At 73.8% G+C, this 9,643-nt stretch carries 9 protein-coding genes and 1 pseudogene; 1 reads left to right on the top strand and 9 read right to left on the bottom strand.

Annotation, left to right across the window (positions count from 1 at the left end; genetic code table 11):
• The 9 genes and pseudogenes from ABZW11_RS45640 to ABZW11_RS45600 all read right to left on the bottom strand — a co-directional run.
• Positions 1 to 716, bottom strand: a pseudogene (locus tag ABZW11_RS45640) (PucR family transcriptional regulator); the annotation flags it as partial.
• Positions 713 to 1,747, bottom strand: a complete 1,035-nt coding sequence (locus ABZW11_RS45635; RefSeq protein WP_355432643.1) for a DUF917 domain-containing protein — start codon at positions 1,745 to 1,747, stop codon at positions 713 to 715. The pseudogene ABZW11_RS45640 and the gene ABZW11_RS45635, both read right to left, overlap by 4 nt.
• Positions 1,735 to 2,679 (bottom strand): hypothetical protein, encoded by a 945-nt coding sequence (locus ABZW11_RS45630; RefSeq protein WP_355432640.1) that lies wholly within the window; start codon positions 2,677 to 2,679, stop codon positions 1,735 to 1,737. Before ABZW11_RS45630 ends, ABZW11_RS45635 begins: the two co-directional genes overlap by 13 nt.
• Positions 2,676 to 3,983: an MFS transporter gene (locus ABZW11_RS45625; protein WP_355432637.1), complete on the bottom strand. Its 1,308-nt coding sequence runs from the start codon at positions 3,981 to 3,983 to the stop codon at positions 2,676 to 2,678. Before ABZW11_RS45625 ends, ABZW11_RS45630 begins: the two co-directional genes overlap by 4 nt.
• 190 nt (positions 3,984 to 4,173) lie before the next feature.
• Positions 4,174 to 5,148 (bottom strand): alpha/beta hydrolase, encoded by a 975-nt coding sequence (locus ABZW11_RS45620; protein WP_355432634.1) that lies wholly within the window; start codon positions 5,146 to 5,148, stop codon positions 4,174 to 4,176.
• A gap of 79 nt (positions 5,149 to 5,227) precedes the next feature.
• Positions 5,228 to 6,007: an ATP-binding cassette domain-containing protein gene (locus ABZW11_RS45615; protein ID WP_355432631.1), complete on the bottom strand. Its 780-nt coding sequence runs from the start codon at positions 6,005 to 6,007 to the stop codon at positions 5,228 to 5,230.
• Complete coding sequence (locus tag ABZW11_RS45610; RefSeq protein WP_355432628.1) at positions 6,004 to 7,035, bottom strand: ABC transporter permease; 1,032 nt, start codon at positions 7,033 to 7,035, stop codon at positions 6,004 to 6,006. The genes ABZW11_RS45615 and ABZW11_RS45610 overlap by 4 nt, the downstream gene beginning before the upstream one ends.
• A complete protein-coding gene (locus ABZW11_RS45605; RefSeq protein ID WP_355432625.1) occupies positions 7,032 to 8,009 on the bottom strand; it encodes a sugar ABC transporter substrate-binding protein in 978 nt (325 codons plus the stop codon). Before ABZW11_RS45605 ends, ABZW11_RS45610 begins: the two co-directional genes overlap by 4 nt.
• Before the next feature lie 94 nt (positions 8,010 to 8,103).
• Positions 8,104 to 9,042, bottom strand: a complete 939-nt coding sequence (locus ABZW11_RS45600; RefSeq protein ID WP_355432622.1) for a helix-turn-helix domain-containing protein — start codon at positions 9,040 to 9,042, stop codon at positions 8,104 to 8,106.
• A gap of 72 nt (positions 9,043 to 9,114) precedes the next feature.
• On the opposite strand from ABZW11_RS45600, the gene ABZW11_RS45595 reads away from it, so the two are divergent.
• Positions 9,115 to 9,643 (top strand): saccharopine dehydrogenase NADP-binding domain-containing protein (locus ABZW11_RS45595; RefSeq protein WP_355432619.1); only part of this gene is annotated, 529 nt, incomplete at its 3' end.

The following is a 9,643-nucleotide window of genomic DNA, read 5'->3' as shown; positions in this document are numbered from 1 at the left end:
GCCGTCAGCGGCGCCACCGCGAGTCCCAGCACCGTGCGCACCACGGCGGGCCAGCCGGGCGAGCGCGACGAGCCCGCCGCCACCAGCCGGCCCAGCGCCTCGCCCGCCAGGTCGGGCACCTCCACCTCGGCCGACCACCGGCCGCGCCCGGTCTGCGGGTCGAGGGCGTCGCGGCGGCCCGCGAGCGGCAGGCCGTAGCGGTCGAGGAAGGCCACGGCGGTGCCCGGCAGCTCGGCGTTCAGCACGCCCAGCACCCGCCGCGGCGAGGTGCCCGCCTCGGCCAGCCGGGTCGCGCAGCGGGCCACGAGCTGGGTGCGGGCCGCGTCGGGACGTGCCGCCGCCGACGCCACGCGTACCGCGACGAGCAGCGGGTCGTCGTCCACGAAGACCAGCGTGACGCCGAGCCGCTCGGCCAGCACCTCGCCCGAACCCTCGCTGAGCCCGCCCGACGGCGCGATGACGCACGCGGCGGCCTGCTCCCAGGCCCGGCGCATGGCCATCTCGACCGCCCAGCCGCCCCCGGCCGCCGCGCCGCTCAGCACGACCGCCGTGTGCGGCGTGACCGTGGCGAAGACGGCCGGCTCGTCCACGATGCGCACGCCGCGTACGGGATGCTCGCCCGCGCCGTACATGCGGGCCCCCGCCAGCGGCCCCGCGTTGACCAGCTCGGCCACCGTGACGGGGGCCTCCCAGCCGGCCGTCCGCACGCCGCTCACAGCGGGATCCCGAACGCGCGCGGCCCGCCGAGCGCGAGGCCCCGCTCCGTGTGCCACACCGGCGCCGCCCGCACCACCATGATCTCCACCTCCAGGCCGGGCTCTGCCTTGTCCACGTCCACCACCATGCCGTCGAGCAGCGAGATCATGCAGATCTGGTCGGGCACGACGGCCACCACAGCGCCGTCGGCGAGCGCCAGCACCACCTCGTTGTGCGCCTCCAGCCGGACCAGCCGGCCGAGGCCCTCGGTCTCCCGGATGACGATGGACGACGGCAGCGACGGCAGCCCCATGTCGGAGCCGTGCCCGCTGCTGCCCTCCACCGCGAGTATCCGGCCCCGGCACAGCGTGCGCGCGCCGTACGGGGCCGCCGCCGCGCGCGGCACGCCCGGCTCGCCCGCCCGCATGAGCAGGCTCACCGTGCCGGGCACCACGACCCGCGCGAGGTCGCGGGCCGTCATCGGGTAGCAGGCGGTCACCGCCCAGCCGCCGACCGACAGCACGACGGGCCGCAGCAGCTCCTCGACCCGGTCGGCCGCCGTCTCCAGCACCACCAGCTCCCCCGAGCCGCCGGCCAGCGCGAGCGGCGCCGCGCTCACCCCGCCCAGCGTGTACGTCGTCTGCTCCACCAGCGGGAACACCCGCCCCGTCCCGTCGCCGTCCACCAGCGGCACGCCCAGCGCGGCCGCCGCGATCAGCGGGATCAGCGCGTTCTCCGCGGCCAGGTTGAGCGCCACGACCGCGCCCACCCGCTCACCCAGCCGCCGCTCCAGCGCCCGCACCGCCCGCTCGGGCTCGTCACCGGCGGGCAGCTGCTCGCCCAGCGCGGTCGTCGAGCCGACCAGGCTGACCGCCACGCACACCGTCTCATCGGGCAGCTCGCCGGCCGCCGCCAGCTCCACGCCGCCGCCGACCACCGAGTGCGCCCAGTCCAGCGCCAGGTTGTACGACGAGTCCGCCGCCCCTGTCGCGAGCACCCGCGACCCGGCGGAGAAGCGGTCGAGACCGGCGGGGTCGATCAGCCTGACCACAGCTGACCACCCGCCGTCACCCGCACCCGGTAGAGCCCGTCGGGCAGGTACGACAGCGGGTTCACCGTCGTCTCCGCGATGCGGGCCGACCCCGGGGCGGCGCCCGCGCTCACCACCCTGGTCAGCGCCTCGTCCCTGGCGTCCTGCAGCATGCGGTCCAGCTCGGCCCTGCCGCGGGCCTGCACGATCCGCTCCACCTGGGCGGCCGGCTCGCCCAGCAGCGCCCCGTACGCCGCCGCCACCCCGTCGGGCACGTCGGGGCCCAGCTCGGCGCGGCCCCGCGCGCGGCTCGCCGTCGCGCCCAGGTCGCAGGCGAGCGGGAAGCGCCGGAAGTAGTGCGCCGACACCACCCCGCCGCCGGAGCGCGCGAAGTAGGCGGGCACGCCGGGCAGCTCCCTGGCGACGTCGTCGGCGATGCGGTCGGCCTCGGCCGACAGGGCGGCGTTGCGGATGGTCTCGGCCTCGCGTTCGCGCAGCCCGGGGTGGCCGAACTCGTACGACAAGGTGATGCGCGCGCCCGGCACCTCGGCGGCGATGATCGCGGCCACCTCCAGCTCGTGCTCGGGCAGGACCGGCGAGCCCGTGGCGGTCACCGCGAAGTCGAGCAGCCCGCACTCCGCCGCGAACCGGCGTACGGCCTCGGTGTCGAGCGGCGCGAGCCGCCGCCCCGTCACGCTGTGCCCGCCGCGCACGATGGTCGCCACGCCGGGGTCGGCCACCGGCCGCAGCGCCTCGGGGCAGCGCCCGCCCACCCGGATCGCGGCCACCGGCGCCACCGGCGCGCCGGTCAGGTCGAGCGCCACGCACACGCGGGCCGCCGTGCGGGCCGCCGCGCGCGACACCGGCCACACCGGCCCGCCCTCGTCCGCCGCCACCAGCATCGGGGGCGGGCCGGGCCCGCCCGCCGTCTCCAGCGCGACGCCGAGTATCACTCCAGCTCGCGCCCTTCCGTCTCGGGCAGCGGCACCGCCAGCAGTGCCGTGGCCACCATGAACGCGTTGATGATCAGCATGGTAGCGGTGAAGCCGGTGGCGCCCGCGAGCAACGCGCCCACCGCGGAGGGCGCCACGGTGGTGGCGACGAGCTGCGCGGCCGTGGCCCACGAGTAGCCGGTGCCGCGCAGCGCGGTCGGGTAGAACTCGCCGTTCCAGGTGTTCCACACGCCCCAGGCGCCGAGGCTGAAGAACGACAGCACGAAGTTGCCGAGGTAGAGGCCGGTCGTGGAGGAGGCGGTGGCGAACCACAGGCCGCCGAGCGCGGCGGCGGCCACATACCCGAGGAAGACCTTCTTGCGGCCGTAGCGGCCGGTCAGCCAGGAGGCGCTGACGTAGCCGGGGATCATCATGAGCGCGCTCAGCGCGGCGAACCCGAGCGAGGCCGACAGCGTCAGCCCGCGCTCCTGCAGCAGCGTCGGCAGCCACGTCTGCAGCCCCCAGTAGCCCCAGTTGAAGACGAAGTTGAGCGCCAGCATGACCAGGGTGATCCGGCCGAGCCCGCCCTTGAACAGGTCGAGCGGCCGGCCGACCCGCTCGCTCGCCACGGTGAACGTGGCGCCCGCGTCGGGGCTGCCCAGCTCGCGCAGCACCGCCCGCGCCTCCTCCTGCCGGCCGCGCGCGGCCAGCCAGTACGGCGACTCTGGCACCCAGGCCCGCACCGCGAACGCCCACAGCCCCGCCACCGCGCTGGCGATCACCACGACGTGCCAGCCGAGGTCGCCGAGCAGCACGGACGCGCCGATGGCGGCCAGCATGCCGATGGGCCACCCGATCGACAGGTAGACCGCGGCCCGCCCACGGTGCCGGGTGGGCAGCAGCTCCAGGAAGAACGGGAACGTGATCGTGTAGACGCCGGCCAGCGCCAGCCCCGACGCCGCCCGCAGCGCCACCAGGGCCTCCGCGCTGGTGGCGAAGGCCGAGGCCAGCGCGAGCACCCCGTAGGCGAGCAGCGACCAGAACGCGGTCGGCCGGCGTCCGATCCTGTCGGCCACCGGCCCCCAGACCAGCACGCCGGGGATCATGCCGAACGCCACCGCCGACAGCACCACGCCGATGCCCGCCTCGCCGATGCCCAGCTGAGCGCCGAGGTCGCCGGAGACGTAGACGAGCGCGAGCTGCTCCCACGACTCGATGACGAACGCGACGAAGAGCGCGAGCGCGATGAGCACGTGCCGGCGGGTGAACGGCATGCGGTCGAACGCCGCGCCGATGGGCAGCGTCCGCGCTTGGGTGGCGGTCATGAATGCTCCTCGGAGGGGGCGGAATGCTGGCGGCACCTTACGTCCGGCCTGTGCCTGCGCGGCTGTGCGCGCCGCCCTGCCCGGCCCCGCGACCTGTGCGGACCGCCCTCCAGGAGCGGTCCGCCGCATCGGTCGCCCGGGTAATAACGGCCCCGGGGGTGGCCCCTGCCATAGGGTCATGCCGGCCGCCCTACCGCGGAGCTTCCAGCCACCGGCGGAGCTTGCCGGTGGCCAGCGCCATGGCGGCCCTGGCGGCGTTGGTGTCGCGCAGCAGGTCGAGCATGACGAAGTCGTGCACCATCCCCGCCATCCGCACGGTGGTCACGTCGCCGCCGGCCTCGCGCAGCCGGGCCGCGAACGCCTCGCCCTCGTCGCGCAGCACGTCGGCCTCGTCGGTGATGATGAGCGCGGGCGGGAGGCCGCGCAGCTGCTCGGTGCTCGCCCGCAGCGGCGAGGCGTGCGGGTCGGCCCGCTCGGCGGGGTCGGTGGTGTACTGGTCCCAGAACCACTTCATGCCGTCGCGGTTGAGGTAGTAGCCGGTGGCGAACTGCTGGTAGGAGCCGGTGTCGAAGGTCGCGTCGGTGACGGGGTAGAACGCGAGCTGGCCGCGCAGCCGTACGTCGCCGTGCTCCTTGGCCATCATGGCCAGCACGATCGCCATGTTGCCGCCGACGGAGTCGCCCGCGACCGCCATCCTGGAGGCGTCCAGGTGCTTCTCCGCGCCGTGCCGCATCACCCATCGCGCGGCGGCGTAGTTCTGCTCGATCTGGATGGGATACCTCGCCTCGGGCGCCCGGTCGTACTCGGGGAAGACGACCGCGGCGTGGACCCGTGCGGCCAGCTCGCGGACGAGCCGGTCGTGGGTGCGGGCGGAGCCGAAGACCCAGCCGGCGCCGTGGATGTAGAAGATGACCGGCAGCGTGCCGGTGGCGGCCTTCGGCCTGACGATCCGCACCGGCACCGACCCGGTGGGGCCGCCCTCGACCTGGATCCACTCCTCGTCGATGTCCGGCTTGTGCACGCCGGTGCCGGACTGGAGTTTCTCCAGCAGGTCACGGCCCTGCTGGGGCGGCAGCTCGTAGATGAAGGGCGGTGTGGCGGTGCCCTCGGCGAACTCCTGGGCCGCCCGCTCCAGCACGACCTTGCCGGTGGCGGTCGTTGTCATGGCGATCACCTGCGCCTCTCGTCTTCGGCATGCCAGATTTCTCTGCCTGCCTTTTCCTCCAGGCGATCGCCCTATCGCGTCAAATGTCTCCCAAAGGTGGTTCGCGGCGCAGCTCGTGCTCCAGCTCCTCCAGCTCCGCGCCGCCCGCCATGAGCCCGGTCAGCTCCTGCGGGGTGATGTCCGCCTTGCCGTACTCGCCGACCGCGGTCCCCCTGTTGAGCAGCAGGAACCGGTCGCCCACCGGGTAGGCGTGGTGCGGGTTGTGGGTGATGAAGACGACGCCGAGCCCCCGGTCGCGGGCGCGGGCGATGTAGCGCAGCACCACCCCCGCCTGCTTGACGCCGAGCGCCGAAGTGGGCTCGTCGAGGATGAGCACGCGGGCGCCGAAGTACACCGCCCTGGCGATGGCGACCGACTGGCGCTCGCCGCCCGACAGCGTGCCGACCGGCTGGTCCACGTCGCGGATGTCGATGCCCATCGCGCGCAGCTCGTCGCGCGCCACCCTGCGGGCCTTGGCCACGTCGAAGGCCAGGCCCTTGCGCGGCTCTGAGCCGAGGAAGAAGTTCCGCCAGACCGACATGAGCGGGATCATCGCCAGGTCCTGGTAGACGGTGGCGATGCCGCGGTCGAGCGCGTCGCGGGGGCCGGTCAGCCGCACCTCCGCGCCGTCCACCAGGTACGCGCCCGCGTCGTGCTGGTGCACCCCCGACAGGATCTTGATCAGCGTGGACTTGCCCGCGCCGTTGTCGCCCAGCACGCAGACCACCTGACCGGCCGCCACGCTCATCGACACCTCGCGCAGCGCCAGCACCGAGCCGAACGTCTTGCCGATGCCGCGGGTCTCCAGGATCGGGGTCAATGCCGCACCTCCTCGGCGTAGCGCCGGACCAGCCGGTTGGCCAGCGTCGCCAGCAGCAGCATCGCGCCCAGGAAGAAGGTGAACCAGTCGGCGTCCCAGCCGAGGAACACGATGCCCTTGTCGGCCATGCCGAAGATCAGCGCGCCGATGGCCGCGCCGATCGCGGAGCCGTACCCGCCGGTGAGCAGGCAGCCGCCGATGACGGCCGCGATGATGTAGATGAACTCCTGGCCGATGCCGATACCGGCCTGCACCGACGTGTAGCGCAGCGCCAGCGTCGAGCCGACCAGCCAGGCGGCGAACGCCGTCGTCATGAACAGCGCGATCTTCGTACGGGCGGCGGGCACGCCCACCGCGCGCGCCGCCTGCTCGTCGCCCCCGACCGCGAAGATCCAGTTGCCCGCCCGCGACCGCATGAGCACCCAGGTCGCCACCGCCGTCACCACGATCCACCACAGGATCGCCACCCGGAACGAGGTGCCGCCCACGTCGATCGTGCCGGCGAAGATCGCGTTCGCCACCTCGAAGCCCTCGGCCCTGCGCAGGCCGCTGACCTGCACGGTGCCGGTGATGGCCTTGGTGACGCCCAGGTTGACGCCCTGCAGCATGAGGAACGTGCCCAGCGTGACGATGAAGCTGGGCAGCCGGGTCCTGGTGACCACGAGCCCGTTGGCGAACCCGACCGCCAGCGCCACGACCAGCCCCACGAGCATGGCCGTCCAGACGTCGAAGCCGAACCTGGTGGCCAGCGTCACCAGCACGAGCCCGCTCGTCCCGGTGAGCACGCCCGCCGACAGGTCGAACTCGCCGCCGATCATCAGCAGCGCCACCGCGACCGCCATGATGCCCAGCGTGGCGGCCGGGTCGAGCCAGTTGGCGATGCCGTCGGGCGAGCGGAACACCGGCGACTGCGCGGCGAAGAACACGAAGACCACCACCAGCCCGACCACCGCGCCGAGTTCCGGCCTGATGAGCAGGCGACGGGCCAGTCCGACCCGCGCCACCCGCTCGTCCGCCGCCGCCGTCATCGCGTGCCCGCCTCCGCCAGCTCGGCCACCTGCGCCGCGTTGTCCTTGGTGACGAACCCCGGCCCGGTGTTGACCGGCAGGCCGCCGCCGACCGTGTTGAGGTTGGACTTGTAGAGGGTGAGGAACGTGATCGGCAGGTAGCCCTGGAGGTACTGCTGCTGGTCCACGGCGAACAGGATCTCGCCGTCGTCGATCGCGCTCACCACGTCCGCCGACAGGTCGAACGTGGCCAGCTTGGCCTGTGAGCCGGCGTCCTTGATGGCGTCCCTGGCGGCGACCGCGACGGCCGGGTTCAGCGCCAGCACGCCGTTGACCTGCTGGTCGGTCTGGAGCTTGGCGGCGACCTTGGAGGTGACGTCGGCGAGGTCGCTGACGTTGACCTGCAGCCGCTCGACCGTGCCGCCGAGCGTCTCCTCCGCGCCCTTGCAGCGCTGGTCGAGCCCGACGTTGCCGGCCTCGTGGATCACGCACAGCAGCTTGGTGACGCCGGCCGCCTTGAGCTGCTCGCCCGCGCCGCGCCCTGCGACGTCCTCCGACTGGCCGACGTGGGTGAGCGCGCCGAACTCCTTGGAGGAGTCGGCGCCGGAGTTGATGGTGACCACCGGGATCTCGGCGGCGACGGCCTCGCCGATGGACTCCTTGAGCGCGTCGGGGTTGGCCATGGAGACGACGATGCCGTCCACCTTCTCCGAGACGGCCTGGTCGATGAGCTGCGACTGCCTGGCCGGGTCGTCGTCGCCCTGGTAGCTGACGGTGACGCCGTACTGCTCGCCCGCGGCCTCGGCGCCGTTCTTGACGACGTCCCAGAAGGAGTCGCCGGCGGCGGCGTGGGTGATGACGGCGTAGCGGCCGTCGCCCGCCTGCGCCGCCGTGGCGGGCGGCGCGCTGCCGCTCTCACCGCCTCCGCCGCCTGAGGAGCAGCCACTGAGGGCGAGCGCTCCCAGCAGGGCCAGCACGATCGGGGTACGTCTCACGAGACACCTCCAGAACCATCGGGCTCGCCCTGGTTGTACCTCAATATCAACTCTATGTATAGACATGCTGACTAATGCCGTCAGCACGCGCGGCCTATGCCCTGGTACGCGCCCTGAACGTGCGCCGGTAGGCGTCGGGGGCCACACCGACCGTGCGGCCGAAGTGGCGGCGCAGCGTCGTGGCGGTGCCCATGCCGGTGGCCGCCGCGATGCGCTCCACGCTGTCGTCGGTGACCTCCAGCAACTCCTGGGCGCGGCGGACGCGCTGGGTCAGCAGCCAGCGCAGCGGCGTGGTGCCGGTGACCGCCCTGAAGTGGCGGCCCAGGTTGCGGGAGCTCATGTTGGCCCTGCGGGCCAGGTCCTCGACCGTCAGCGGCTGGTCGAGCCTGGCCAGCACCCACGGGAACAGCTCGCCGAGCGGGTGGTCGCCGCGCTCCGGCACCGGCCTGGTGACGAACTGGGCCTGGCCGCCCTCCCGGTGCGGCGGCACCACCAGGCGGCGGGCCACCGCGTTGGCGGCCGACGAGCCGTGGTCGCGGCGGACGAGGTGCAGGCACAGGTCGAGGGCGGCGGCCTTGCCCGCCGAGGTGAGCACGCTGCCGTTGTCGACGTACAGGACGTCGGGGTGCACCTCGACGCGGGGGTGGCGGGCGGCCAGCACGCCGGTGTGCGCCCAGTGCGTGGTGGCCCGCCGCCCGTCCAGCAGCCCGGCGGCGGCCAGCACGAACGCGCCCGTGCACAGCGAGGCCACCCTGGCGCCCGCCTCGTGGGCCGCGCGGACCGCCGCGACCAGGTCGGCGGGCGGGTCGGCGTCGATGTCCGCCCAGCCGGGGACGATCACGGTGCGGGCCTCGGCCAGCGCGTCGAGGCCGCGCTCGGGCTCCACCAGGAACCGGCCGACCCTGACCGCCTCCTGGCCGCACAGGACCAGCTCGTACCAGTCCTCGGCCGGGCCGCCGCCGAAGACCTCGTACGCCAGCGACAGCTCCAGGTGCAGCATGCCGTCGGTGACGGCCAGCGCGACGGTGTGCATGTCCGAAAGTGTACGGGTGACGGCGTTCCCGACACTCGTGCCCGGCCATCACCGTCGCCAGAATGGTCACCGATGACGAACGAGGAGGACATCATGGCGGTGGCGGTCTACGGCGCATACGGGCACACCGGGCGTTTCGTGCTGGCGGAGCTGAAGGAGCGGGGGCTCGTCCCGATCGCCTCGGGGCGCGACACGATCAAGCTGAATGAGCTGGCGGCGGCCGACCCGGGGCTGGTCACCCGGCAGGCGTCCACCGACGACCCGGACGCGCTGGACCGCGCCCTTGAGGGCGCCACGGCCGTGATCAACTGCGCCGGGCCCTTCGCCACGACGGCGGCGCCCTTGATCGAGGCCGCGCTGCGGGCCGGCATCCCGTACGTGGACGTGGCGGCCGAGATCGAGGCCAACCTGGACACGTTCGCGGACTTCGCCGAGCGCGCCCGCGCGGCCGGCACCGTGGTGCTGCCCGCGATGGCCTTCTACGGCGGCCTCGGCGACCTGCTGGCGACGGTGCGCCTGCTGGCCGACCTGCGCGAGCAGAGCGGCACCGGCATGATGTTCATCACCCACGACCTGGCCGTGATCAGCTCGATCGCGACCC

It is taken from the genome of Nonomuraea sp. NPDC004580 (assembly GCF_040609855.1).
In the GTDB taxonomy this organism is placed as follows: Bacteria; Actinomycetota; Actinomycetes; order Streptosporangiales; family Streptosporangiaceae; genus Nonomuraea; species Nonomuraea salmonea.
The sequence above is the reverse complement of the archived record's forward strand: the minus strand, read 5'-3'. Positions and strand labels throughout refer to the sequence as shown.

What these genes read in the sequence shown, in the direction of transcription:
- ABZW11_RS45610 (WP_355432628.1), bottom strand. Translation starts at nt 7,035, where the DNA reads ATGACGGCGGCGGCGGACGAGCGGGTGGCGCGGGTCGGACTGGCCCGT.
- ABZW11_RS45625 (WP_355432637.1), bottom strand. Translation starts at nt 3,983, where the DNA reads ATGACCGCCACCCAAGCGCGGACGCTGCCCATCGGCGCGGCGTTCGAC.
- ABZW11_RS45600 (WP_355432622.1), bottom strand. Translation starts at nt 9,042, where the DNA reads ATGCACACCGTCGCGCTGGCCGTCACCGACGGCATGCTGCACCTGGAG.
- ABZW11_RS45620 (WP_355432634.1), bottom strand. Translation starts at nt 5,148, where the DNA reads ATGACAACGACCGCCACCGGCAAGGTCGTGCTGGAGCGGGCGGCCCAG.